The 23,113-nt window shown below is 31.2% G+C and carries 23 protein-coding genes; 19 read left to right on the top strand and 4 right to left on the bottom strand.

Features of this window, described 5'->3' with window-relative positions; genetic code table 11:
* Positions 1-4: 4 nt before the first annotated feature.
* Together MBM09_RS01155 and MBM09_RS01150 are read right to left on the bottom strand one after the other, a co-directional pair.
* Positions 5-1,075 carry a hypothetical protein gene (locus tag MBM09_RS01155; protein ID WP_238675016.1) on the bottom strand — a complete coding sequence of 357 codons (1,071 nt, stop codon included), beginning with the start codon at positions 1,073-1,075 and terminating at the stop codon, positions 5-7.
* Complete coding sequence (locus tag MBM09_RS01150; protein WP_238675015.1) at positions 1,076-1,828, bottom strand: SDR family NAD(P)-dependent oxidoreductase; 753 nt, start codon at positions 1,826-1,828, stop codon at positions 1,076-1,078.
* A 261-nt stretch (positions 1,829-2,089) separates the two neighbouring features.
* Between MBM09_RS01150 and MBM09_RS01145 the strand changes: the two genes are divergently transcribed.
* The 14 genes from MBM09_RS01145 (at position 2,090) to MBM09_RS01080 (ending at position 17,521) form a co-directional block, all read left to right on the top strand.
* Positions 2,090-3,091 (top strand): MoxR family ATPase, encoded by a 1,002-nt coding sequence (locus MBM09_RS01145; protein WP_238676357.1) that lies wholly within the window; start codon positions 2,090-2,092, stop codon positions 3,089-3,091.
* 102 nt (positions 3,092-3,193) lie between these two features.
* Positions 3,194-4,060, top strand: a complete 867-nt coding sequence (locus MBM09_RS01140) for a DUF58 domain-containing protein (RefSeq protein ID WP_238675014.1) — start codon at positions 3,194-3,196, stop codon at positions 4,058-4,060.
* 46 nt (positions 4,061-4,106) lie between these two features.
* A complete protein-coding gene (locus MBM09_RS01135; RefSeq protein WP_238675013.1) occupies positions 4,107-5,771 on the top strand; it encodes a BatD family protein in 1,665 nt (554 codons plus the stop codon).
* A complete protein-coding gene (locus MBM09_RS01130) occupies positions 5,771-6,775 on the top strand; it encodes a VWA domain-containing protein (RefSeq protein ID WP_238675012.1) in 1,005 nt (334 codons plus the stop codon). Before MBM09_RS01135 ends, MBM09_RS01130 begins: the two co-directional genes overlap by 1 nt.
* A gap of 86 nt (positions 6,776-6,861) precedes the next feature.
* Positions 6,862-7,899 (top strand): VWA domain-containing protein, encoded by a 1,038-nt coding sequence (locus MBM09_RS01125; RefSeq protein ID WP_238675011.1) that lies wholly within the window; start codon positions 6,862-6,864, stop codon positions 7,897-7,899.
* An 80-nt stretch (positions 7,900-7,979) separates the two neighbouring features.
* Positions 7,980-8,825: a tetratricopeptide repeat protein gene (locus MBM09_RS01120; protein ID WP_238675010.1), complete on the top strand. Its 846-nt coding sequence runs from the start codon at positions 7,980-7,982 to the stop codon at positions 8,823-8,825.
* Positions 8,826-8,852: 27 nt separating this feature from the next.
* Positions 8,853-10,625, top strand: a complete 1,773-nt coding sequence (locus MBM09_RS01115; protein ID WP_238675009.1) for a BatD family protein — start codon at positions 8,853-8,855, stop codon at positions 10,623-10,625.
* Between the two features lies 1 nt (position 10,626).
* Positions 10,627-11,385, top strand: coding sequence for a tetratricopeptide repeat protein (locus MBM09_RS01110; protein ID WP_238675008.1), 759 nt, complete (start codon positions 10,627-10,629; stop codon positions 11,383-11,385).
* A 47-nt stretch (positions 11,386-11,432) separates the two neighbouring features.
* Positions 11,433-11,729 carry a hypothetical protein gene (locus tag MBM09_RS01105; RefSeq protein ID WP_238675007.1) on the top strand — a complete coding sequence of 99 codons (297 nt, stop codon included), beginning with the start codon at positions 11,433-11,435 and terminating at the stop codon, positions 11,727-11,729.
* A gap of 96 nt (positions 11,730-11,825) precedes the next feature.
* The gene (locus MBM09_RS01100) at positions 11,826-13,418 is read left to right on the top strand and encodes a SulP family inorganic anion transporter (protein ID WP_238675006.1); all 1,593 of its coding nucleotides are present in this window, start codon (positions 11,826-11,828) and stop codon (positions 13,416-13,418) included.
* Between the two features lie 6 nt (positions 13,419-13,424).
* Positions 13,425-14,231, top strand: coding sequence for a universal stress protein (locus MBM09_RS01095; RefSeq protein ID WP_238675005.1), 807 nt, complete (start codon positions 13,425-13,427; stop codon positions 14,229-14,231).
* Between the two features lie 24 nt (positions 14,232-14,255).
* Entirely contained in the window at positions 14,256-14,885 is a 630-nt protein-coding gene (locus MBM09_RS01090; RefSeq protein WP_238675004.1) for a carbonic anhydrase family protein, read from the top strand.
* A gap of 9 nt (positions 14,886-14,894) precedes the next feature.
* The gene (locus MBM09_RS01085; RefSeq protein WP_238675003.1) at positions 14,895-15,563 is read left to right on the top strand and encodes a DUF2490 domain-containing protein; all 669 of its coding nucleotides are present in this window, start codon (positions 14,895-14,897) and stop codon (positions 15,561-15,563) included.
* Positions 15,564-15,658: 95 nt separating this feature from the next.
* Complete coding sequence (locus tag MBM09_RS01080; protein WP_238675002.1) at positions 15,659-17,521, top strand: SulP family inorganic anion transporter; 1,863 nt, start codon at positions 15,659-15,661, stop codon at positions 17,519-17,521.
* A 7-nt stretch (positions 17,522-17,528) separates the two neighbouring features.
* Here the strand turns inward: MBM09_RS01080 and MBM09_RS01075 are convergent, their stop codons facing one another.
* The gene (locus tag MBM09_RS01075) at positions 17,529-18,044 is read right to left on the bottom strand and encodes a CvpA family protein (protein ID WP_238675001.1); all 516 of its coding nucleotides are present in this window, start codon (positions 18,042-18,044) and stop codon (positions 17,529-17,531) included.
* Positions 18,045-18,282: 238 nt separating this feature from the next.
* Between MBM09_RS01075 and MBM09_RS01070 the strand changes: the two genes are divergently transcribed.
* From MBM09_RS01070 to MBM09_RS01060, 3 genes are all read left to right on the top strand, one after another.
* On the top strand, positions 18,283-18,639 hold the full coding sequence (locus tag MBM09_RS01070) for a hypothetical protein (RefSeq protein ID WP_238675000.1): 357 nt from the start codon (positions 18,283-18,285) through the stop codon (positions 18,637-18,639).
* Between the two features lie 154 nt (positions 18,640-18,793).
* Positions 18,794-19,813, top strand: a complete 1,020-nt coding sequence (gene pheS / locus MBM09_RS01065) for a phenylalanine--tRNA ligase subunit alpha (protein ID WP_238674999.1) — start codon at positions 18,794-18,796, stop codon at positions 19,811-19,813.
* Positions 19,814-19,815: 2 nt separating this feature from the next.
* Complete coding sequence (locus MBM09_RS01060; protein WP_238674998.1) at positions 19,816-20,211, top strand: hypothetical protein; 396 nt, start codon at positions 19,816-19,818, stop codon at positions 20,209-20,211.
* Positions 20,212-20,357: 146 nt separating this feature from the next.
* Here MBM09_RS01060 and MBM09_RS01055 read toward each other — a convergent pair whose 3' ends face one another.
* Complete coding sequence (locus MBM09_RS01055; RefSeq protein ID WP_238674997.1) at positions 20,358-21,359, bottom strand: NAD(P)H-dependent glycerol-3-phosphate dehydrogenase; 1,002 nt, start codon at positions 21,357-21,359, stop codon at positions 20,358-20,360.
* A gap of 133 nt (positions 21,360-21,492) precedes the next feature.
* Here MBM09_RS01055 and MBM09_RS01050 point away from each other — a divergent pair, with 133 nt between their 5' ends.
* Both MBM09_RS01050 and lysM read left to right on the top strand, forming a co-directional pair.
* The gene (locus MBM09_RS01050; protein ID WP_238674996.1) at positions 21,493-22,440 is read left to right on the top strand and encodes a nicotinic acid mononucleotide adenyltransferase; all 948 of its coding nucleotides are present in this window, start codon (positions 21,493-21,495) and stop codon (positions 22,438-22,440) included.
* Positions 22,441-22,626: 186 nt separating this feature from the next.
* A complete protein-coding gene (gene lysM / locus MBM09_RS01045; RefSeq protein WP_238674995.1) occupies positions 22,627-23,112 on the top strand; it encodes a peptidoglycan-binding protein LysM in 486 nt (161 codons plus the stop codon).
* The last annotated feature ends 1 nt before the right edge of the window (position 23,113 follow it).

The following is a 23,113-nucleotide window of genomic DNA, read 5'->3' as shown; positions in this document are numbered from 1 at the left end:
TTGTTTAAAATTCTATTGGTATAAAAAATTGATCTGTAAAACTTAAAGGTTTGAATTCTATTTTATCACGATTTTGAAATTTGATATTATGAGATGGAATAAGTTCTTTTATTTTTTCAATTATGCCTTCAGCATATTTTGGATCTTGGACATATATCTTCTTCAAGTTATCCATTGAATCTAAAATGAATCTATCAATCTTTCTATTGAAGAAAGGAAGTGAATAACCAATTACTATAAGAATATCTGTTTTTTCAATAGATTCTCTAAGGTTGCTGTAAAATTGAAGTTCTTGATTAAAATTTTCCCAAGCAAAAGACATATTAGGATTGTATAGTTTGTAATTTGCTTTTGTGCTATATAGTTCAAGTAAATCTTCAGCTAATGAAAGTTCTTTCGAATCAAAATCTAATAATATATCATAGATTTCATTTTTATTATTAGTAGCATTAGTTGTTCCGTTAACTTTAAACACACAAAATTCATTAGGTTTTGCAGGATTAAGATTCGTTTTTTGTCCTTTAGAAAATACGTTTAAAACTTTTCTTGTATTTTCAATTGTTGAGTTTGAAAATCGATTAAAAGCAATTTCTAATTGCGAATCATAATTCCAAGATAAAATTTTAAGATTCCCGGGAAGTTCAGATAAATTATCTAATATTGAAGCAAAAAAGCTGTCATATCTATTATCAAATTTTTTTGTCTGCAAATACAAAAAAAAACAGGATAAAATAATTTTCAGCCTTTTTAGATTTTCGTAATCTTCTTTAAGATGAAGTTTTTTTGCAAAAGTATCAATACTTGTATGTTTTTCAGATTCTTTTTTTAGCCATACAATATCATTATGAAATTTCAATATATATTCAGAATTATTCTTGAGCTCTTCGTGTTGTGAAAGATAATTGTTGATAATATTGTCTTTATATATAATTGAACTATTAGGATGACTGTTGTTTAATATGCTAGGGTTAAATTCTTCAGAAAAATCATTCAGAGCATTTGGAATATCTTTTACAATTGGTAAAGCATTATAACTTGCTCCAGCTCCTAATAAATAAGTAATGTTTTTAGCCATTTAAAACTCCTTTTTAACAGTCACGCTATTTGCTTGCGCTGTAGGAAACACTAATAAATCTGCAATGTTTACATGTGGAGGTCTTGAAACTGCGAAATAAATTATTTCTGCAATGTCCTTTGCTTGTAGCGCTTTAAAACCTTTATAAACATTATCTGCAATAGCATCGCCTTTAAAACGAACCTGAGAAAATTCGGTTTCAACCATACCAGGATTTATTGAACCTACTTTAATTCCGTAAGGATTTAAATCTATACGCATACCTTCGGTAATAGCTAAAACAGCATGTTTACTGGCGCAATACACATTGCCTTTTGGGTAGACTTCTTTACCTGCCGATGAGCCAATATTTATTATATGTCCAGATTTTTGCTCCGTCATTTGCGGAATGATAGCTTTACTAACATAAAGTAATCCTTTTACATTAATATCCATCATAGCATCCCAATCATCTGTATCGCCTTCATTTATAGGGTCTAAACCATGTGCATTTCCAGCATTATTAATTAGAATATCTATATTTTTAAATTTAGACGGAATGGACTCAATGGCTTCAAACGTTTCTTTTTTATTTCGAATATCAAAATTCAAAATATGCACATTAGTTAAACGTTCTAGAGCTTTGTGTATCGTATTTAAACGCTCTAGTCGCCTACCGCATAGTATTAAATTTATACCTTGTTTAGCAAATTCATAAGCGGTAGCTTCTCCAATACCACTTGTAGCTCCAGTAATTAGGGCAGTTTTAGTCATTTTATATATTTTTAGACTTTAATGGGTTTAAATTCATCTATAAAAATACTTAAAGCAAAATAAAAAACTAATACTTTGATTATTAAGTTATAATAAAATACATTTAAGATAAACTTATCATAATTATTCGTTAAACACCGAAACCGTGGAGTTTAGCTAGTTTTTTTAACCAATTTTTAACATGGTATCAATAAAAATTTTAACAATTTGCAATGCTCAAATAAGGACAGTATATTCGAGCTTTTAATTAAATAAAAAATGATGGAAGAAACAGGGACAATTGATATTAAGACCATTAACGAGAAAATTGAAAAAGAAAGTGCTTTTGTCGATTTACTGATGCTTGAGATGAATAAAGTCATCGTTGGACAAAAACACATGGTTGAGCGTTTACTTATTGGTTTACTGGGGCAAGGACATATTTTGTTAGAAGGTGTACCAGGATTAGCAAAAACCTTAGCGATAAACACGCTAGCACAAGCTGTAGACGGTAGTTTTAGTAGAATACAGTTCACACCAGATTTATTGCCTGCAGATGTTACAGGAACCTTAATTTACAATATGAAGGTTAATGATTTCTCAATAAAAAAAGGGCCAATTTTCGCAAATTTTGTTTTGGCCGATGAGATTAACAGAGCACCTGCAAAAGTACAGTCGGCTTTATTAGAAGCCATGCAGGAAAAACAAGTTACTATTGGCGATGAAACCTTTACTCTAGACAAACCGTTTTTAGTAATGGCAACTCAAAACCCAGTGGAGCAAGAAGGAACTTACCCGTTACCAGAAGCACAGGTAGACCGTTTTATGTTGAAAACAGTTATTGACTATCCTAAAATTGCCGAAGAGCAATTAATAATGAGAGCCAATATGAAAGGTTCTTGGGAAAAAGTAAATCCTGTAGTTTCTATCGAGCAAATATTAAATGCACAAAAAGCGGTAAGAGATGTTTATATGGATGAAAAAATTGAAAAATACATCCTTGACATTATTTTTGCTACGCGCTATCCTGAAAAATATAAACTAGCCGATTTAAAACCACTTATTTCTTTTGGAGCGTCGCCTCGTGGAAGTATTAATTTAGGAACAGCGGCAAAATGTTACGCTTTTATTAAACGCCGTGGTTATGTAATTCCTGAAGATGTTCGTGCTGTTGTATATGATGTATTACGTCATAGAATTGGTATTACTTATGAGGCAGAAGCAGAAAATGTAACTACAGTAGATATCATCAATAAAATAGTAAACGAAATAGAAGTACCTTAATTAGTTTGCAGTATTCAGTAGCTGTAGGCAGTTCAACTGTTTTACTAAATTACTGAATATTTTTTCACTGAGAACTGAGACTGAAAACTGTTTACTGAAAAGATGGATACTAAAGAATTACTAAAAAAAGTACGTAAAATTGAGATTAAGACACGTAGGTTGTCTGATCATATTTTTGGAGGCGAATACCATTCTACCTTCAAAGGTCGTGGTATGACTTTTAGTGAAGTGCGTCAATATCAATTTGGTGATGATGTACGTAATATAGATTGGAATGTAACCGCACGCTACAACGAACCTTTTGTTAAGGTTTTTGAAGAAGAACGTGAACTTACCATGATGCTTATGGTAGATGTTTCTGGTTCTGAATTGTTTGGTACTAGTCAGCAATTCAAAAACGAAGTCGTTACAGAAATTGCAGCAACTTTAGCATTTTCGGCAACTCAAAACAATGATAAAATAGGTCTGATTTTATTTTCAGATAAGATTGAATTATATATTCCGCCTAAAAAAGGGCGCTCTCATGTACTTCGAATCATTAGAGAATTAATAGAATTTGAACCAGAAGGCAAACAAACCAATTTAGCAGAAGCTTTGAAATTCATGCAAAACGTCATGAAGAAAAAAGCAATTGTTTTTGTGCTTTCTGATTTTATTGCAGACGATTACAACCAAACCATGAAAATAGTTTCAGGAAAGCACGATGTAACAGGAATTCGTGTTTATGATAAACATGAGGAATCTATTCCAAATTTAGGGATGGTACAAATGCAAGATGAAGAAACAGGTGAGTTAATGTTGGTAAATACATCCTCAAAAAAAATAAGGCTTAATTACAGTAAGTTTTACAATGAAAAAGTTAATTACTACAAAGAAAGTTTTACTAAATCTGGAGCAGGCGTTATCAATTGTCGTGTAGATGAGAGTTATGTAAAAAAACTATTAGGATATTTTAAACGTCGTGGGTAATAAGTCAAGTACGGAGTGCGAAGTTAGAAGCACGAAGAAATTGAATATGAAAAAAGAAATATTAAAAATAAATCGAACTATAACTTCAAGCTTCAGGCTTCAGGCTTCAGGCTTCATATCTTTTGTCTTTTGTCTCCTTTCTTTTGTTTCTTTTGCTCAAGTTACTTCATCTATTGATTCTACATCCATAAAAATAGGTGAACAAATTACTTATAATATTCAAGTAGAAACCGATACAACAAGTTTAGTGGTTTTTCCTGAAGGGCAAACATTTTCGCCTTTAGAAATGATTGAATCCTACGAAATAGATACCACAAAAAATAACGATAGATACAACCTAGTAAAAAAGTATGGCTTAACACAATTCGATTCTGGAGCTTACACCATCCCAAGACAAAAAATTATTATTGGTGATAAAACGTTTTTTACCGATTCTTTAAAAGTTGAGGTTAATAATGTTGTTATAGATACAACTAAACAAGGACTTTATGATATTAAGCCTATAATTTCTGTAAAAAAATCAGGTAGTAATTGGTGGAAATATTTACTAATCACACTTTTAATAATTGGTGCTTTAGCGTTTTTAATGTATTGGTTTATATGGCGAAAAAAACCATTAACGGAAGAGGAACAAATTGCATTATTGCCACCATACGACAGAGCAAAACTAGCTTTAAAAAAGTTAGATGAAAGTCATTATTTAGAAAATGAAAATTTAAAAGACTACTATTCAGACTTAACATTTATTATTAGAAAATATCTTGATGAAAAGGTCTATGATCGGGCTTTAGAAAGCACAACAGATGAATTAATAAACAGACTTAATTTACTTAAAGAAGGCAATCAAGTAGATATAAGTAAAGAGGATATTAAGAATTTAGAAAGTATCTTAAAACGAGCTGATTTAGTAAAATTCGCCAAATCTGCACCAGATATTGAACTTGCTAAAATAGACCGAAATACTATTGATATTGAAATAGATCATGTAAAAGAAGCGTTGCCAGAGCCAACAGAAGAAGAAAAGCTTTTAGACCAACAATATAGAGAAGAACAAGAGCGTAAAAAGAAACGTAAAAAAGTATGGATAACCATTGGTATTAGTCTCTTTTTGCTTCTAGCAACCATAACAGGGCTTTCTATAAAATATGGTTTTGATTTTGTAAAAGACACCATTATTGGGCACGATAGTAAAGAATTACTAGAAGGCGATTGGGTGAATAGTGAATATGGTTTCCCGCCAGTAAGTATTTCAACACCTAAGGTTTTAAAACGCTTCGATTTGCCAATTCCTGATGAATTAAAAGCGTCAATGAATATGACAACATTCATGTATGGTACTTTATTAGATGAGTTTAGTGTAGCTGTTAGCACAGCATCTTACAAGCAAGCACCGAAAGATGGTATTGATTTAGAAAAATCTATAGAAGGAAGTTTAAAAGGTATTGAAGCTCAGGGTGCCAAAGATATTGTAACATTAACAGATAAGTTTACAACGCCAAATGGCGCCGAAGGAGTAAAAACCTATGGAACACTAAAGGTTGATATACTTGAAACTGGTAATTTTGTTGAAGTTAATTATATCTTGTTGCATTTTACTTCAGAAAATGTATTGCAACAAATTGTTATTACCTATCCTAAAGATGATAGTTACGCAGACCAAACCGTAGAGCGTATTTTAAATTCTATTGAACTTAAAAAAGATGATGTATAATGTTTGAAGGCATTGAGTTTGTAAATAAAGAATTTTTCTGGTTGCTATTGGCACTACCTTTAGCCATACTTTGGTATGTTTTTAAGCACAAAAAGCAAACGGCAGAACTAAAAATATCTAGTTTAAAAGGGTTTAAAATCACCAATTCTTGGTTACCAAAGTTAAAACATCTATTATTTGCTTTACGTTTAATAGCATTAGCTTTACTAATTACAGCTTTGGCAAGACCGCAATCTGTAGATGTTTCAACACGAACAAAAACAACTCGCGGAATAGATATTGTTATGGCAATAGATGTATCAGCAAGTATGTTGGCAAAAGATTTATCGCCAAACAGGTTAGAAGCATTAAAAGATGTAGCATCCGATTTTATAAAAGGAAGACCTAACGATCGTATTGGATTGGTAGAGTATGCTGGGGAAAGTTACACTAAAACACCCATTACGAGCGATAAAGCTATTGTGTTGAGGTCTTTAGCAAGTATCAAGTACAACACCATTATTGAAGGTGGTACTGCTATTGGTATGGGTTTAGCAACATCGGTAAACAGATTAAAAGACAGTAAAGCAACCAGCAAGGTTATTATTTTACTTACCGATGGTGTAAATAATTCAGGGTTTATAGATCCAAAAATTGCAAGCGAATTAGCTATTGAATATGGTATTAAAGTTTACACTATTGGTTTAGGGACAAATGGTATGGCTTTATCTCCAATTGCTATTTTACCTAACGGAAATTTTCAATATGGTAGAATACAAGTAGAAATTGATGAAGAGTTGCTTAAAGAAATAGCCGATGTTACTGGAGGCAAATATTTTAGAGCTACAAACAATAAAAAGCTGGAAGAAATATATAACGAAATTAATAAACTAGAGAAAACCGAAATAGAAGAGTTTAAGTTTTATAATTACGAAGAAAAGTATCGTCCGTTAGTAATTTTAGCAGGTTTATTATTGCTTTTAGAATTGCTGTTGCGTAATACAATTTTTAGAAGTTTTATATAATGAGTTTTTTATTTCCGCGAAAAAGGAAATCTTAAAAAAGAATTTACAAACTGTTTACTGAGACTGTAAACTGAATACTGGAAAAAATGTATCAATTAGAAGAAAAAATATGGTTTTGGGCTTTGGGTATTATTCCTGTAATAGCACTTCTCTTTTTGGTGCTTCAATTCTGGAAATATAAAGCGCAAAATAAATTTGCAGACAAACAGTTGCTTAAAAGATTAAGCCCTAATAGGTCGTTGTTTAAGTCGGTTTTAAAAATCATAGTTTTAAGTTTAGCTTTTCTTTGTTTAACAATAGCTTTGGTGAACCCTAAAATAGGTACAAAGTTCGAAACAGTAAAACGCGAAGGTGTTGATATTGTTTTTGCCGTAGATGTTTCTAAAAGTATGTTGGCCGAAGATATAGCACCAAATCGATTAGAAAAATCTAAACAACTTGTTACACAAATCATAAATAATTTGGCAAGCGACCGTGTAGGTATCATTGCTTACGCAGGAAAAGCATTTCCGCAATTACCAATAACAACAGATTATGCCTCGGCTAAAATGTTTTTACAAAATATGAATACCGATATGTTGTCATCGCAAGGAACTGCAATAAACGAAGCTATTAAATTGGCAACGACTTATTTTGATGATGAAGAACAAACCAATCGTGTACTTATTATCATTTCAGATGGAGAAGACCATAGTGAAGAAGCTGCCGCTGTTGCAGAAGAAGCTCATCAAGATGGCATTAGAATTTTCACAATTGGTGTTGGTGATGTAAAAGGAGGTCCAATTCCAGAAAAAAGGAACGGGATTGTTCTAAGTTATAAAAAAGATAGCCAAGGCGAAACGGTGATTACCAAATTAAATGAGGAAACGCTTAAAAACATTGCAGATGAAGCCAATGGCGCATATATAAATGGAAAAAACACAAATGATGTGGTAGAGAATATTAGAGAAATTTTAAACACCATGGACAAAACTGAGTTCGAAGCAAAACAGTTTGCAGATTTTAAAGATCAGTTTCAATGGTTTTTAGGATTTGGTATTTTCTTTTTACTATTAGATGTTTTCTTATTAGAACGAAAAACAGCATGGTTAAAAAAGCTGAATTTATTCAATGAAAATATTTAACATTTATATTTTTTTTAACGAATATAAATACATGGTTTTATAATTTTAGAATGAAAATAAAACTGATTTTAAGTTTAAAAATGAAACAGATTATAACTTTTATTATAGCATTCATATCTGTGTTTTCTTTTGCACAAGAGAAAGACAAAGCAGAATTATTAGCTTTAAAAAAAGCCAATAATTATGTTTACGAAGGAAATGCTTTAGCTGAGGAAGACAATTTTATTTCAGCTGAAATGGAATATAGAAAAGCTATTTCAGAAAACCCTACAACAATTACAGGAACCTACAATCTAGGAACCACTTATATTGGTAAAGGTAATTTTGATGAAGCTTTGTATAGACTTGAAGAAGCTACAAAAACAGCGACTTCAAAAACAGAAAAGCACAAGGCATTTCATAACATAGGTAATATTTTAATGCAAAATAAAAAATGTAAAGAAGCTGTTGAAGCTTATAAAAACGCATTAAGAAATAACCCAACCGACGATGAAACCAGATACAATTTGGGTCTAGCAAAAATTTGTGCAGAACAACAACAAGACCAAGAAGATCAAAATAAAGACGAGAATAAAGAGGATAAAAAGGACGATAATAAGGAGAACGAAGACGAAAAAGAGAATCAGGACAATAAAGATAAAGAGGGCGATAAAGAAGAAGATAAGAAAGACGAAGGCGATCAGGAAAAGAAGGAAGGTGATGATGAGAAAGATGAAGAAGGCAAACCTAAAGATGAAAAAGAAGGTAAAGGTGATGAAGAAAAGAAGAAAGACCAACAAAAGCCAAAACCGCAACCAGGACAATTATCGCCACAACAAATAAAGAATTTGTTAGAAGCCATGAATAATCAAGAACAAAAGGTTCAAGAAAAAATGAATGCAGAAAAGCAAAAAGGCGTAAAAATAAAAACGGATAAAGATTGGTAGTAACGTTAGAAGATTGAAGTAGGAAGTATGAAGTTTATAAAACACATATCAATAATTGTAATATTGCTTGTTTCAAGTATGGCTTTTGCTCAAGTAAAATTTGAAGCGAAAGCAAGCAAACAAAAACTTGGGGTAAACGAGCGTTTACGTATAGATTTTGAGATGAATAAAGATGGCGATAATTTTAATCCGCCAGATTTTTCAAATTTTACAGTTGTTGGTGGTCCAAATCAATCGGTTAGTAATTCTTGGATTAATGGGGTTCGCTCTTACAAAAAAACGTATAGCTATTTTTTAGCACCAAAACAACGCGGAAACTTTACAATCTCGCAAGCATCCATAACTATTGATGGAGAAACCTATAAAACCACACCGTTAAAAATTGAAGTTACTGCAGCAGTAGATATCCCAAAAGATCCTAATAATCCTAATTATTTAGCATCAGAAAATATTCATTTAGTAGCTGAGGTTTCAAAAACAAATCCGTATCTAAATGAAGCTATTACTGTAGTATATAAATTATATGTTTCACCTAAAATAGCGGTTGATAACTGGAACGAAATCGATAGTCCTAGATATAATGATTTTTGGAGTCAGAATATAAATACACAAGGACAAAAAGTTCAAAATGGAACATATAATGGTGAAGATTATAGGTTTTTAGTTTTAAGAAAAACAGTTCTGTATCCTCAAAAAACAGGAAAACTAAATATCGAGCCTTTAAGCTTAGATATTGCTATGCGAGTTCCAACAAACAGACGTGATATTTTTGGAAGCCTTTTAATGACTCGTGTTAATAGAACCGTTTCTGCTGGTAATAAAACAATAAATGTAAAACCTTTACCAGAAGCAGGTAAACCGTTGGACTTTACAGGTGCAGTGGGTGAGTTTAATTTTGATGTTATTCCATCAAAAACACAATTGGATGCCACAGAGTCTCTACAACTTAAAGTAGCTGTTAGAGGAAATGGTAATTTAAAACTGTTTAAACTACCCAAGGTTTCATTACCAAGTTCTTTAGAGGTTTATGAGCCAGAGCACAACGAGAATGTAAAAACTAATTTAGGAGGTATGCAAGGAAGTATTTCCGATAGTTATACTGTTGTACCGCAATACAAGGGTAAATACCCAATACCAAGTATTTCTTTTTCGTATTTCGATTTAAAAACCGAAACGTACAAACGTTTATCATCCGATGAAATAGTTATTAACGTTTTAAACGGACCAACAAATACTTCAGATACTGAAAGTACAAACATCACAAACCCAAATAAACAAGCTATAGTTTTTAATAACGATCAGTTTGCTTTTATTAAAACCAAAACTAATTTTTCAGATATTAAACCTGATTATTTCTTTAAAACTAAGCTGTTTTGGAGTATGCTGTTATTGCCATTTTTAGCAATTCCTTTAGCAATAGTTATTCGAAATAAAAAAGCGAGTAGAGATGCAGATGTTTACGGAAACAGAATTAGAAAAGCAGATAAACTTGCTAGAAAATATTTAAGCAGTGCAAAAAAATCGTTAGGTAAAAAAGAAGCCTTTTATATTGCTCTTGAGAAAGCATTACATAACTATTTAAAAGCAAAATTACATATAGAAACTAGTGATTTAAGTAAAGAGAAAATCAATAATTTATTGAAAGAAAAGCAAGTTGATGATGAAGTTATAAAAGACTTTAAAAGTATTTTAGAAAATTGTGAATTGGCACGATATACACCTATTGATATTGTAACAATGCAAGAAGATTATGATAAAGCAGCAAAAACAATTTCTTTAATCGATAAACAAGCGCGTTAAGATGAAAAAGTTATTATACATATTTTCGTTGTTGTTAAGCTTAAGTGGGTTTGCTCAAAATCAATCTATTTTTGAAAAGGCTAACGCACTGTATAACCAAGGTAAATATGCTGAAGCAATAGATGGTTATAATGCTATTTTAGATACTGGTAAGCATTCCTCAGATTTATATTTTAATCTGGCTAATGCACATTATAAACTTAATAATATAGCTCCCAGTATTTTTTTCTATGAAAAAGCATTAAAATTAGCACCAAACGATGCCGACATTAAAAATAATATGGCATTTGCTAAAAATATGACTGTGGATGCTATTGATGTGATACCAAATGCAGGAATTTCAAAGTTATTAAATAATGCAACTCATATTATGTCTTTTGATGTCTGGGCTAAAACAACCATTGCATTAGTATTCTGTTTTGTTGTTTTGTTTTTAGTCTATTATTTTTCTTATTCAACTTTAAAAAAGCGTTTAGCATTTATAGGTAGTGTTGTTGCGTTAACATTACTAATATTAACTCTAGCGTTTACGTTTCATAAATATAATTTAGATAAAAAAGATAATCCAGCCATAGTGTTTGCACAGGAAAGTAAAGTAAAAAGTGACCCGAATACAAGAAGTGAAGAGTCGTTTAGATTGCATGAAGGAACTAAAGTACAGGTTTTAGAAACATACAACGATTGGTCAAAAATAAAACTCACAGATGGTAAAACAGGATGGTTAATAACAGAAGATATTAAAATGTTGAAAGATTTTTGATTATTCTTAAACAATACAATATATTTGTAACTTATTTTTTATAAAAAATGCCAAAAAGCCTAACTTCTATAATATTATCAGTCATTTTTATGATGTTTTTGGTAGCCCCAACGGTAATTTCTATTATAGATGACTCTGTTGATATTTCGGTATTTTATACTTCATCTGAAGAAGAGGAAAAAGGTATTGATAAAAATAAGGATGTAGAAGTTTTAGTTTATCACTTAAATACGATAGAATCTTGTTTTTTTTCTAATGAACAAGAAAGCCATACAGGATATTTTTTTAAAAACTATCCTAAACCTCATTTAAATCTAATATCTCCACCTCCAGAATTCATTTAATAATTTTTTAGGCCTGACGTATTAACGTCAAAAAAAGAAATTTTTTAAAAAATTAGTTTTTGAGGAATACCCTCAATAAGTAAATGAATTTATTTTATGTTTAAAACTATTAAAAAAGACTTACCAGCGAGTATAGTCGTATTTTTCGTTGCATTACCACTATGTTTAGGTATTGCATTAGCAAGTGGCGCGCCACTTTTTTCAGGATTAATTGCAGGAATTGTAGGAGGTATAATTGTAGGGGCTTTAAGTGGTTCTAATATTGGAGTTAGTGGTCCTGCAGCAGGATTAGCAGCTATTGTACTAGCTGCGATAGGAACCTTAGGAGGTTACCAAAATTTCTTAGTAGCTGTTGTTTTAGGAGGTGTTATTCAAATTATCTTTGGAGTATTAAAAGCTGGGGTTATTGGTTACTATTTCCCTTCATCTGTTATTAAAGGCATGCTTACTGGTATTGGTATTATAATTATTTTAAAACAAATACCACATTTTTTTGGGTATGATCCAGATCCAGAAGGAGATTTTGCCTTTTTTCAAGTAGATGGACAAAACACATTTTCTGAAATATTTGATACAATAAACCATATTACACTTGGTTCTGCTTTGGTAGGAATTGTAGGTTTAGGAATTCTTATATTATGGGATAGAGTGCTATCAAAGAAAGCTAAAATATTTCAGCTTATTCAAGGGCCTTTAGTGGCTGTAGTATTTGGGATTATTTTCTATGTTTTAACAAATTCTCATGATACTTTAGCCATAGCAGAATCTCACTTAGTGAGTGTTCCTGTTCCAGAAGATACTGCCTCATTTTTTGCACAATTTAGTTTTCCAAATTTTGCAGTTATAACAAATCCAGAAATTTGGGTTGTGGCATTTACCATTGCGTTGGTAGCCAGTTTAGAAACACTTTTATGTGTAGAAGCTACTGATAAGTTAGACCCTCATAAAAATGTTACACCAACAAATAGAGAGTTACTAGCACAAGGAACAGGAAATATTATTTCTGGAATGATTGGAGGGTTGCCAATTACACAAGTAATTGTTCGTAGTTCTGCTAATATCCAATCTGGAGGAGAATCTAAAATGTCTGCTATAATTCACGGTTTCTTTTTATTAATCTCGGTAATATTAATACCAAGATTATTAAATATGATTCCTTTATCTGTTTTAGCAGCAATTCTTCTAGTTGTTGGATATAAACTAGCAAAACCATCATTATTCAAAAAAATGTATGATTTAGGATGGAAACAGTTTATTCCATTTACTGTTACTGTTTTAGGAATTGTATTTATCGATTTATTATACGGAATTGGTCTGGGCTTAGGAGTTGGTATAATAGTTATTTTACTTAAAAGCTACCAGAACTCTCATTTCCTTCATATAGAAGATAAAAGTAATGGTAAGCATAAAATAAAAATGACCCTTGCAGAAGAAGTTACCTTTTTTAACAAGGGAGCTATTTTAAAGGAGTTAGACAGCTTGCCAAGAGACACTTATTTAGAGCTTGATCTTTTAAAAACAAGATACTTAGATAACGATATTATAGAAATTCTTGAAGATTTTCTATTTAAGGCAAAAGAACGTAATATAGATATCAAGTTAGTATCTAAACGAGGTGTTGAAGAGAATCCTGAAAGTTTTATTAAATTCTTTAGGGAAAGACCAAAATCTAGTTTAAGCTTAAGTTAAAACATTATGAAAAACAATAAGCATAAAATATTAGTACTATCAGATTTAAAATCATCTGATAGTACTATGTTAAAAAACACAGTAAGTCTTGCTAAAATAATTGATGCTGATATAGATTTTTTATGCATTAAGAAGCCAACAGAAGTTGTTAAAAAAGAAAATCAACTCTCTGCAATGCGAACTATAAATCAAGAGCATTTTTCAACAAAAAAACAAATTAAAAGTTTGTTAAATCCAATAAATAAGGCTTACAACACTAATATAAACTATACATTGCGGTACGGTAATGTAAAGAACGAAATAGCAAATTATATAGAAAGCTATCAACCAGACATTGTAGTTTTAGGTAAAAGAAAATCTAAATTATTAAGTGTTATGGGAGATAATATTCTAAAACATGTATTTAAACAACACAGTGGAACCATTATGATTTCTGGCGAAGAAAATGTTTTGGAACCAAATAATGATTTAACTTTAGGGTTGTTTAACGATGCAAATGGTTCGTTTCATTTCGCAGACAATTTAATAAAGCATACACAAAAACCTTTAAAGGCATTCAAAATTGTTAAGAATCCAGATAACGTTACATCAACAAACATTGATGATAAAAAAACTATAGAATATGTTTTTGAAGAGAATGATAATGTTTTTAAAAACCTTTCTAACTATTTATTAAAAAACAACGTAAATCTGTTGTGTATAAATAGAAAAAGCAAAAAACTTAAAAAGACAAATAAAAACTTAAAAAACGTTATTAATAACCTTAATGTATCTTTGTTTTTAACCACAGAACAAAACCTAAAATATCAATAAAAAATAACATAAACAGAAAATATTATGAAAGCACATACTAAAGAAACTCAAGCAACTATGACTCCAGAAAAATCGTTGCGGTTTCTAAAAGAAGGCAATGTAAGATTTCAAAATAATTTAAAAGCTAACAGAAACTTATTAGAGCAAGTAAACGACACTAAAGAAGGACAATTTCCTTTTGCAACCATTTTAAGTTGTATAGATTCTAGAGTGTCTGCAGAACTAGTCTTCGATCAAGGTTTAGGAGACATTTTTAGTGTAAGAATTGCAGGAAACTTTGTAAATGAAGATATTCTTGGAAGTATGGAATTTGCTTGTAAGCTTGCCGGAACAAAACTAATTGTAGTTTTAGGTCATACAAGTTGCGGAGCTGTTAAAGGCGCTTGCGATCATGCAAAAATGGGTAATTTAACAAAACTTATTGAAAAAATTACACCTGCAGTAAACGCGGTTTCTGAGCCTAAAGATGAAAATCTTAGAAATTCTAAAAATTTAGAGTTTGTTGATAATGTATCAAAAAAGAATGTGGAGTTAACCATAGAAAGAATTCATGAAGAAAGTCCAATTCTTTCAGAAATGGAGAAAAAAGGCGAAATAAAAATAATTGGTGCGATGTATAATATACATACCGGAGTGGTTGAGTTCTACGAATAAACAGCAATAATGAATTACAAAAAACATTTGGCAGCATTAATAATAACATTGATGCTGCCATTTTTTTCAACAAGTCAAGATAGTAATTTAGGTAATTGGTTAATTTATTTTGGTAACAAAAAATTTAATCAAAAATGGAACTTGCATCATGAGGTGCAATACAGAAATTATAATGCCATTGGAGACTTAGAGCAATTGCTTTTAAGATCGGGTCTGGGTTACACATTTAACGAAGGGAAAAACAATTTTTTATTAGGCTATGGCTATATTTTATCTGAAAATTATGTAGGTAATACAGATGAAAAAATTTCGGTAAATGAACATAGAATTTATCAGCAATTTATATCAACACAAAATATTGGTAGTGTACAAATAGGTCATCGTTACAGATTTGAGCAGCGTTTTGTTGAAGAAGATTTCAAGATGAGGTTTAGATATTTTTTAAGCATGAAAGTGCCTTTATGTAAAAAAGAAAACCAGGAAAGTAAATATTACTTATCTGCATACAACGAAATATTTTTAAACACAAAATCATCTATTTTCGATAGAAACAGGCTTTATGGAGGTATTGGTTACAACATTAATAAAAATGTTAGAATAGAAGCAGGTTATATGAACCAGTTTTTTGAAACTTCTGGTAGAGATCAAATTAATCTCATAACCTTTGTAAACTTTTAAAATAGTAAACAAATGTTAAAAAGCCTATACTTTTCAGTAATGGCTTTTTTTTTGGCTAAAGATGAGTTAAATTAGGACAACTAAATAAATCAGGTATGAAAAATTTTTTTTCAAATATAAAAGGTGATGCTTTTGGTGGTATTACTGCAGGTATTGTAGCATTACCATTGGCATTAGCATTTGGTGTATCTTCTGGATTAGGACCAAGTGCCGGATTATATGGTGCTATTTTTATTAGTTTTTTCGCTGCGCTTTTTGGAGGTACTAATACCCAAATATCTGGTCCTACTGCTCCAATGACAGCAGTAAGTATGGTAATTATTGCGGGAATAATTGCAGCTAACGATGGCAGTGTTGAAAAAGCTCTACCAGCCATTTTAACAGTCTTTCTTTTAGCAGGGTTAATACAAATAGGTTTAGGTCTTATAGGTCTAGGTAAATATATTCGTTATATACCATACCCAGTGGTTTCTGGATTCATGACTGCAATCGGTGTAATTATCTTGGTTACTCAAATTTTACCAATGTTAGGTTACTACCCTAAAGAGGATATGGATTATGTAAACCAATTTAAACCACAAGCAGAGGAAGTTATTCTAGAAAACATTTTAAAAGAAGAAGCAGGAGAAGGTATTTTGGTTTTAGAAGATTTTAAAGAAACTATCAATAGAGCCGAAAAAGTAACAGAGGCAGACATTTTAAAAGAATCTACTACACTTGCGGGTAAAGATGCATCAGGTGTTATAGGGGCTTTAAAAGTATTACCTCGTGCTTTACAAAATATTAATTGGCTAGAAATTATCCTAGCCTTAGGAACTATTTTTATTATTTATGGTTTCAAGCGGATAACAACTAAAATACCAAGTACCCTTGTAGCACTTATTGTTATGTCTGCTGTTGCAATTTTAGCAGGATTAGATTATAGACCAATTCCAGAAATACCACAAGGCTTACCAGAATTAAAGACTGAAATTTTCACTCAGTTTAGCTTAGGAAGTATTACGCCTTATGTTTTTACAGCATTAACGCTATCGCTTTTAGGAGCAATAGACTCCTTACTAACTAGTGTTGTGGCAGATAATATGACTAAAACTAAACATAAGCCTAATAAAGAATTAGTAGGACAAGGAATAGGAAATAGTATTGCATCACTATTTGGTGGAATACCGGGAGCAGGAGCAACTATTAGAACAGTAGTAAATATTAATTCTGGTGGTAAAACCAGATTATCAGGTATGATTGCAGGTGTTTTACTTTTTATAATTTTACTTGCATTAGCACCTTTAGCATCTAAAATACCGGCTGCAGTGTTAGCAGGAATCTTAATTACAGTAGGTATTGGTGTTATGGATTATAAAGGCTTAAAAGCAATACCTTACTTGCCTAAAGATGTTAAGATAGGGCCTTTAAAATTTAGTATGGAAGTAGTAATAATGCTTACTGTTCTTGGGTTGTCAACGTTCTGGAACCTTGTGTACGCTGTTGGTATTGGATTGGTGATTGCTTCATTAATGTTTATGAAGAAAATAGGAGATTTAACTGCCGAACGTTCAGATGTTAAAGCATTAAAAGAAGAAGCTTGGAAAGATGAAATAGGATTTCCAGATAATCTAAAAGAAGAAGTGTTTATAAAACACATTAAAGGACCTCTATTTTTTGGGTCTACAAGTGATTTTCAGGCATTGTCAAAACAAATTCCAGATACAGCAACTACGGTTATTATACGTTTAGGCAGAATGCAATATATGGATCAATCTGGATTATATGCTATGGAAGATGTGCTACAAGACCTCAGTAATAAGAATATTGAAGTACTTTTTGTAGGCCTCTTAGATCAACCCAAATATATGATGGAACGTATAGATATTATACCAGATTTAATACCTAGAGAACATATCTTCGAAACATTTAAAGAATGTTTAATGTGGGTTAAGGACAATGTAAAGGATATTTATTAATATTTAGTTATGCTTCGTTTTCAGAGGGAGGATTATCTTCTTTAGAAGTTAAAAGATTTGGAAATATTGTAGGTACTAAAGATTTTACAGGTTTGTAGAGTGCAGATTCTTCTATATTTCCTTCATCAATAAACGTAATGGTACTATTCATTTTATCAAAAATATTTAAAACTACACTCAAAATAAGTGCAATTTTTAAAGCACCAAAGGCAGCGCCAAGTAATTTATTTATTATTCCTAGAGCAGCAAAATCTGCTAATTTGGTTAATGCTTTTCCTGCAAGTCCTATGGCCAAAACTATGATTACAAAGGTTATAGCAAAAGCAGTAATATTAATGGTTTTCTCGTTCCATTCTGTTTTATTTTGTAAAAACTCAGCGGCAAAATTGCTAAAATGTATGGCACCATAAACACCTGCAACAAGAGCAATTAATGATGCAACTTCAACAAAAAGCCCTTTCATTAAACCACGAACTAGTCCAAATAAAATTAAAGCCCCTAAAACAATATCTATAACACTCATAATTGAAATAATTTAGGCAAATATAAATAATCCCATCTACAACTTGAATTCACTTTAATAAAACGCCCTTTTTTCCTTTCTATGTCACAAGAAAAAGATACCGTAACGAAGGCTATGCTTTATTTTTCTTTTTTTATATAGAGAAAAAAAATTATCATTTTATTTTAAACTAAATTCAAATCATAAATGGGATAATAGTCACACTTAGGTTTATTAACTTTGTAGCTTTAAAATTATTATGTCTAGAGACGAACAATTAAAAGAGCGCTGGGAATTGGTAGTTAAAAAACTATCCAATCAATTTGCCGATGGAGATACATTAGATCTTGATGCTATAATTTATTTAATAGGTGTGCAAGAATTAGGGCAATTAGAAAGAACTTTTAAAAAAGACCAAAAACTAGACCTTATGCATATTGCTATCTGCAAATTACTTACGCCTTATGGCTATTACCAGCTCGATTTTGTAGATAACGAAGGTTGGCCACATTATAGAACTCTTGAAAGTTTACCGCGTTTAAAAGCTGGTGAACAGAGTGTTTTAATGAAAGAAGCTATAGTAAATTACTTTTTAGAAACTGAGTATATATATTAATCGGTATCGAATTGATAATTCGGTCGTTACACCGAAATCTCGGGGTCGGGCTTTGCACTATAATCTTTTGCAAAAAGCAAAAGGATTTCCGTTGCAATCCCTAACGCAGTTATAGAAAAAATAGTAAATTTGCATTCATTTTTGAAATGACGTCATGATAGATAAGATAAAAGAACTTATAGCCGAAGCTGAAGCTTTTAAAGCCCAATCAAAAGAAGAGGTAGAGGCATTCCGTATAAAATATTTAGGTAAAAAAGGTTTGCTAAACGACTTTTTTGCTGAGTTTAAAAATGTAGCAAACGATCAAAAAAAAGAATTTGGTCAAACCATTAATAAACTTAAAAAAACAGCCGAAGATAAGGTAAGTGCTTTAAAAGAAGAGCTTGAAAGCAAAGAAGAAGTAAAAGGTGTTTATGGCGATTTATCGCGTCCAGGAGAACCTATTCAAATTGGTGCGCGCCACCCTATTTCTATTGTTAAAAATCAAATTATAGATATTTTTTCCCGTATTGGATTCAATGTAAGTGAAGGACCAGAAATTGAAGATGATTGGCACAATTTTACAGCCTTAAACTTACCAGAATATCATCCGGCTCGTGATATGCAGGATACGTTTTTTATTCAAACCAATCCGGATATTTTATTGCGTACACATACCAGTTCTGTGCAAGTACGTTATATGGAAAATAATAAACCGCCTATTCGTACAATCTCACCAGGTAGAGTGTATAGAAATGAAGCTATTTCGGCGCGTTCGCATTGTTTTTTCCACCAAGTAGAAGGTTTATATATAGATAAAGATGTAAGTTTTGCAGACTTAAAGCAAACACTACAACACTTTACAACTGAAATGTTTGGAAAAAGTAAAATACGTTTACGTCCGTCTTACTTCCCATTTACAGAACCAAGTGCTGAGGTTGATGTGTATTGGGGCTTAGAAACCGAAATTGATTACCGCATAACAAAGGGTACTGGTTGGTTAGAAATTATGGGTTGTGGTATGGTGGATCCAAACGTTTTAGAAAATTGTGGTATAGATTCTAAGGAATATTCTGGTTTCGCATTTGGTATGGGTATAGACCGTATTGCTATGTTATTACATCAAATTGGCGATATCCGATTATTAAGTGAAAACGATGTGCGTTTTTTAGAGCAGTTTAAATCTGCATTTTAGTTTTGAAAAAAGACATTGATATTCCAAAAGTAGAGGATGTTTACATTGCAGTTGTAAATGAGTATAATGACGTTTATAAAACTCAAGATTGGAATGCTTACATAATAAACAATAAAGATGTTGATTTAGAAATGGTTCTTATTGTTACAAGTGGTTATTCTAAAGAAAAAACAACATCTGTTTTCAGAAAAAAGCTAGACTCACTTCCTAAAAAAAGCTATGCTAAAATTGAATTGATACAAGAAGAATTATTTGCATTAAATAACACCTTTAAGGTTTCTTTTTTTGAAGGTAACCAAATGTTTGATAAAACATATTTGTTTAGAAAAAATACTATTAATTTTAAAGCGTTGCAAGCTATTCCTTTAATGAAGGTTAAAGGCGTGTTGGTTAAGTAGTATATTCCTGAAAAAGCAGTAGTCTCTTGGCAGATAAGCGTTAGGGATTGAACTATTATTGGAGCTCTTCGCAGAAAGCGACTAGCGAAAGCCCAAACTTTAAGTAACTCTATAAAAAATAAATCTTTGCTTATATAAGGAATTGATTAATCTAGTCTTTCAGTTAATTTTTTAAATACCTTTTTTGGGTCTTTATTCTCGTATAAAATTTCATAAACAGCATTTATAATAGGCAAGCGTGTTTTCTTTTTATTTCTTTCATTTAGTAAATGTGCACTTTTGGTAGCATAATACCCTTCTGCAATCATGCTCATTTCCATTTGCGCAGATTTTACGGTATAGCCTTTACCAATCATGTTGCCAAACATACGATTACGAGAAAACACAGAGTATCCTGTAACTAATAAGTCGCCTAAATATGCAGAATTATTAATATTACGTTTCATTTTATGCATCTTTTTAATAAAACGTTTCATCTCTCTAATGGCATTACTCATTAGCACACTCTGGAAATTATCTCCATAACCTAAACCATGTGCAATTCCAGCAGCAATAGCATAAATGTTTTTAAGCATTACAGCGTATTCTACGCCAATAATATCGTCACTAATTTTAGTTTTAATATAATCGCTGGATAAATTTTTTGCAATTTCTTTAGCTTTTTGAGCATCAGAACATGAAATGGTTAAATACGACAAACGCTCTAAAGCTACTTCTTCTGCATGACACGGGCCCGCAATAACAGCAATATTATTAAAAGGTACTTGGTATATATTATGAAAATGTTCGCCAACCAGCAAACCGCTCTCTGGCATAATACCTTTAACAGCCGAAACAATAATTTTATTAGAAATATCTATAGACAGTTTTTCTAATTCACTATGCATAAAAGCAGAAGGAATGGCAAAAATTAAAACATCAGCATAATTTGCGATTTCATTTATATCATTACTTAACTTCAATTGCTCTAAATGAAATTCAACCGAACTTAAATAATTAGGGTTGTGTTGTTCTTTTAATAAATGTTCTTTGGTGTAAACACTTCTCATATACCAACCAATTTCATCTAAGTTTTCACAAAGCATTTTCACTATTGCAGTTGCCCAACTTCCTGCTCCAAAAACCGCATATTTTAAAGGTTTATCCATAAATATTTAGAATAGTTTACAATTTCAAAAATACGCAAAATATCGCTTATAGATAAGTCAATAAACTATTAAGAAATCTTTTTTGGCACGCGTTTTGAAACCACTAAATATAGAAACCCTAAAATGTTTGATTATGAAGACTCTAAAATTACTTTCAGGCTTTGCTTTAATAGCAACATTATTTACATCGTGTTACACAGAAGTGTTAGTTGATGATTATTATGATGATGTACCTCCAATTTCGTTAAATCAATTATTAAGCTCTCATGAGTTATGGTATGTAGATATTAATTCAACCTCAGGTTATGGTGAAACACCGTTTTTACAAAAGGCATTTACAATTTCGTTTAGAAATGGTGTTGTTTATGCAAATAACAACATAGTTGGATTAGGCGATAACGGATACGGTTTTGGTATTGATGTTGGCGAATATGATGCTTATGATATGATTTTAGATGTTTACCATGATATTGATGGGTTTTCAACCTTTGATGTATATCAAATAGACAGTAATACTATAGAACTTTACAACCCTAATAATGATACGTCGTACTTTTTAGATGGGTATCAACGAAGTAATTTTGATTACGACTTTGTATTCTATGATAATATTCATTATTTCTTACAAGAGTATGAAGCTTGGGAAAAAACATACACAAGTGATTTTGGGGCATTAAATGAATTTGATAACGAAAACTATTTACAATTTTTAGCAGGTGGAAACGATTCAACTTTTAGAAGTTCGCAAGACATAGATGTTAGTAATCCAAGTAATATATATTGGGATTATACAGGAGTTTATGGAGTAGGTGATGTTAGTAATAATATGTATTTAAAAACTTTAACATTAGATTATGATTTCTTTGACAATGAATACTTCGAAATGAGCGTTATAAATGATGGAAAGATAGAGTTGTTTCATCCAGCATCTGAAACTATTTACGAATTTGAAGGTAGAGGATACATACAGTTCTTAAAAACAGGAAACACAAAAGGCAAAGAAACAACAACAAAAGATAAAAAACGTAAGTTTAGAAAAGATAAAGTAGAAAACCCTAGAGAAAACACAAGGGTGAAATAAAAATTTTGGTTGGTTATTTAGTTTAGAAACCGTTTAAAGTATTGTGCTTTAGGCGGTTTCTTTTTGTAATAAAAATGTATCTTTGATTATGTGACTTTTTATTTTTTCTGTGTCAAATATTATGTAAGTTTAGCATATCTAAATATTACAATTTAAATAAATATTAACTTAAAAATACAATAAACTATGGGACTATTTTCATTTATTAAAAACGCAGGAGCAAAAGTATTCGGAATCGGAAAAACAGATGCAGAAGAAGCTGCAGAAGCTGCTGCTGCAGAATTAAAACTAGAAGAAGCTGCTGCAAGAAAACTTGAAGGAACTATAAAAGATTTACAATTACAAGTAGAAGATTTAAATGTATTTATTGATGATGACGCTGCTACAATCTCCGGTAAAGCATACGACCAAGCTACTAAGGAAAAAGTAATTTTAGTGGTTGGAAACTCTAATGGTATTGCAACTGTTGATGATCAAATGACAGTTGAGCACGTAGAGCCAGAAGCACAATTTCATACTGTAGTAAGTGGAGACACTTTAGGGAAAATTGCAAAGAAATATTATGGTAATGCAATGAAATACCCAGTTATTTTTGAAGCAAATAAACCAATGCTTACTCATCCTGATAAAATTTATCCAGGACAAGTATTACGTATTCCTGCCTTAGACTAGT

Source organism: Flaviramulus sp. BrNp1-15, assembly GCF_022259695.1.
In the GTDB taxonomy this organism is placed as follows: domain Bacteria; phylum Bacteroidota; class Bacteroidia; order Flavobacteriales; family Flavobacteriaceae; genus BrNp1-15.
Note: the sequence above shows the minus strand (reverse complement) of the source record. Positions and strands in the feature narration are given on the sequence as shown.

Bases quoted from the DNA above. Each gene is read 5' to 3' on its own strand.
- MBM09_RS01155 (WP_238675016.1), bottom strand. From the start codon at position 1,075: ATGGCTAAAAACATTACTTATTTATTAGGAGCTGGAGCAAGTTATAAT.
- MBM09_RS01150 (WP_238675015.1), bottom strand. From the start codon at position 1,828: ATGACTAAAACTGCCCTAATTACTGGAGCTACAAGTGGTATTGGAGAA.
- MBM09_RS01145 (WP_238676357.1), top strand. From the start codon at position 2,090: ATGGAAGAAACAGGGACAATTGATATTAAGACCATTAACGAGAAAATT.
- MBM09_RS01140 (WP_238675014.1), top strand. From the start codon at position 3,194: ATGGATACTAAAGAATTACTAAAAAAAGTACGTAAAATTGAGATTAAG.
- MBM09_RS01135 (WP_238675013.1), top strand. From the start codon at position 4,107: ATGAAAAAAGAAATATTAAAAATAAATCGAACTATAACTTCAAGCTTC.
- MBM09_RS01130 (WP_238675012.1), top strand. From the start codon at position 5,771: ATGTTTGAAGGCATTGAGTTTGTAAATAAAGAATTTTTCTGGTTGCTA.
- MBM09_RS01125 (WP_238675011.1), top strand. From the start codon at position 6,862: ATGTATCAATTAGAAGAAAAAATATGGTTTTGGGCTTTGGGTATTATT.
- MBM09_RS01120 (WP_238675010.1), top strand. From the start codon at position 7,980: ATGAAACAGATTATAACTTTTATTATAGCATTCATATCTGTGTTTTCT.
- MBM09_RS01115 (WP_238675009.1), top strand. From the start codon at position 8,853: ATGAAGTTTATAAAACACATATCAATAATTGTAATATTGCTTGTTTCA.
- MBM09_RS01110 (WP_238675008.1), top strand. From the start codon at position 10,627: ATGAAAAAGTTATTATACATATTTTCGTTGTTGTTAAGCTTAAGTGGG.
- MBM09_RS01105 (WP_238675007.1), top strand. From the start codon at position 11,433: ATGCCAAAAAGCCTAACTTCTATAATATTATCAGTCATTTTTATGATG.
- MBM09_RS01100 (WP_238675006.1), top strand. From the start codon at position 11,826: ATGTTTAAAACTATTAAAAAAGACTTACCAGCGAGTATAGTCGTATTT.
- MBM09_RS01095 (WP_238675005.1), top strand. From the start codon at position 13,425: ATGAAAAACAATAAGCATAAAATATTAGTACTATCAGATTTAAAATCA.
- MBM09_RS01090 (WP_238675004.1), top strand. From the start codon at position 14,256: ATGAAAGCACATACTAAAGAAACTCAAGCAACTATGACTCCAGAAAAA.
- MBM09_RS01085 (WP_238675003.1), top strand. From the start codon at position 14,895: ATGAATTACAAAAAACATTTGGCAGCATTAATAATAACATTGATGCTG.
- MBM09_RS01080 (WP_238675002.1), top strand. From the start codon at position 15,659: ATGAAAAATTTTTTTTCAAATATAAAAGGTGATGCTTTTGGTGGTATT.
- MBM09_RS01075 (WP_238675001.1), bottom strand. From the start codon at position 18,044: ATGAGTGTTATAGATATTGTTTTAGGGGCTTTAATTTTATTTGGACTA.
- MBM09_RS01070 (WP_238675000.1), top strand. From the start codon at position 18,283: ATGTCTAGAGACGAACAATTAAAAGAGCGCTGGGAATTGGTAGTTAAA.
- pheS (WP_238674999.1), top strand. From the start codon at position 18,794: ATGATAGATAAGATAAAAGAACTTATAGCCGAAGCTGAAGCTTTTAAA.
- MBM09_RS01055 (WP_238674997.1), bottom strand. From the start codon at position 21,359: ATGGATAAACCTTTAAAATATGCGGTTTTTGGAGCAGGAAGTTGGGCA.
- MBM09_RS01050 (WP_238674996.1), top strand. From the start codon at position 21,493: ATGAAGACTCTAAAATTACTTTCAGGCTTTGCTTTAATAGCAACATTA.
- lysM (WP_238674995.1), top strand. From the start codon at position 22,627: ATGGGACTATTTTCATTTATTAAAAACGCAGGAGCAAAAGTATTCGGA.